This is a genomic window from Fuerstiella sp., assembly GCA_022447225.1.
GTDB lineage: Bacteria > Planctomycetota > Planctomycetia > Planctomycetales > Planctomycetaceae > S139-18.
In genome coordinates this window covers 1,092-2,029 of sequence record JAKVAZ010000005.1, presented here as the reverse complement: position 1 = coordinate 2,029, position 938 = coordinate 1,092, and the positions used below count along the sequence as shown (strand labels likewise).

General features: G+C 53.4%; 2 protein-coding genes. One reads left to right on the top strand and one right to left on the bottom strand.

The genetic code is table 11. The features are described 5' to 3' along the window. Positions 1–249, bottom strand: a 249-nt coding sequence (locus tag MK110_04695) for an amidohydrolase family protein (protein MCH2210575.1), incomplete at its 3' end; no start/stop codon positions are given. Positions 250–711: 462 nt separating this feature from the next. Between MK110_04695 and MK110_04690 the strand changes: the two genes are divergently transcribed. Then, the coding region (locus MK110_04690) for a carboxypeptidase regulatory-like domain-containing protein (GenBank protein MCH2210574.1) at positions 712–938 on the top strand (227 nt) is incomplete at its 3' end.

Genomic DNA, 938 nt, shown 5'->3' with positions numbered 1-938 from the left:
GAGCACTGATGTCAGTGAAGACATTCGGGTGTTACGGATTATAGCCACACATTCGTGTTCATACGGATGGCCAAGATGAGCCATGATCATCTTCACTTCGGGAAAGCGAATCGCCACATCGTCAAGATGGCGGGGAAAGGTATATTCCAAAGGTGCCTGGGCCACAATTGTTGTTCCCGTATGCAGCAGCATCGGCAGCGTACTCCCACAGTGGATCGAGTCGTGAATCGTCGGGCCGCAAGCCAGCATACAGAGGCTTCAGTTTGATCCCTCATAACCCCAGCACCTGGTGGCCGTCGTACAGTTCCTGCTGCCAGTCCTTTCGGGTCGGATCTACCGACAGGAATTCAATGAGTATTTCAGGGTGTGTTACCACGCACCGGGCAAGGTGCTGATCATCCACCCACAGGCCACTGAGTCAGGATTTTCCGCCGAACACGACCGTTGTACAGGTTAAGACCACCGCGCAGGCGGTCCCTTCATTCCACATCCACAGAAGTTTGTACTCGAGTTCAGCCCCGCCGCACGTCTGCTGCGCAACGTCACCAGCCTGAGATTCACCGTCCGCCAGTATGGAAGCAGATCCAGCGGCCGTTCCTCGACCGGAAACCGGAGTGATCCGGATATCACCACAATCTGAAACTGTGACTCGCAAACGTGTTCAGTCTGTTTATCCTGCCGAAACATATTTCTCACTGGAGAACATAAAACATGCTCGTCGGATATGTCAGCAACGAACGCTTTGTCGCGTTGGGTGATGTTCTTTTTGAGTTTCGAGGGCGAAACGGTGTCATTGCCACACGGTCGAATATCTCAGGCGCTGTCTATGCCGATCTTGAGCCCGGGCACTACGAAGTCGTGTTGGGCCGTGACGGTTACGGGACAAAAATCGTCAGCATCGAATTAAAGGATGGCGAACCGCAACAGTTTCGACTGCT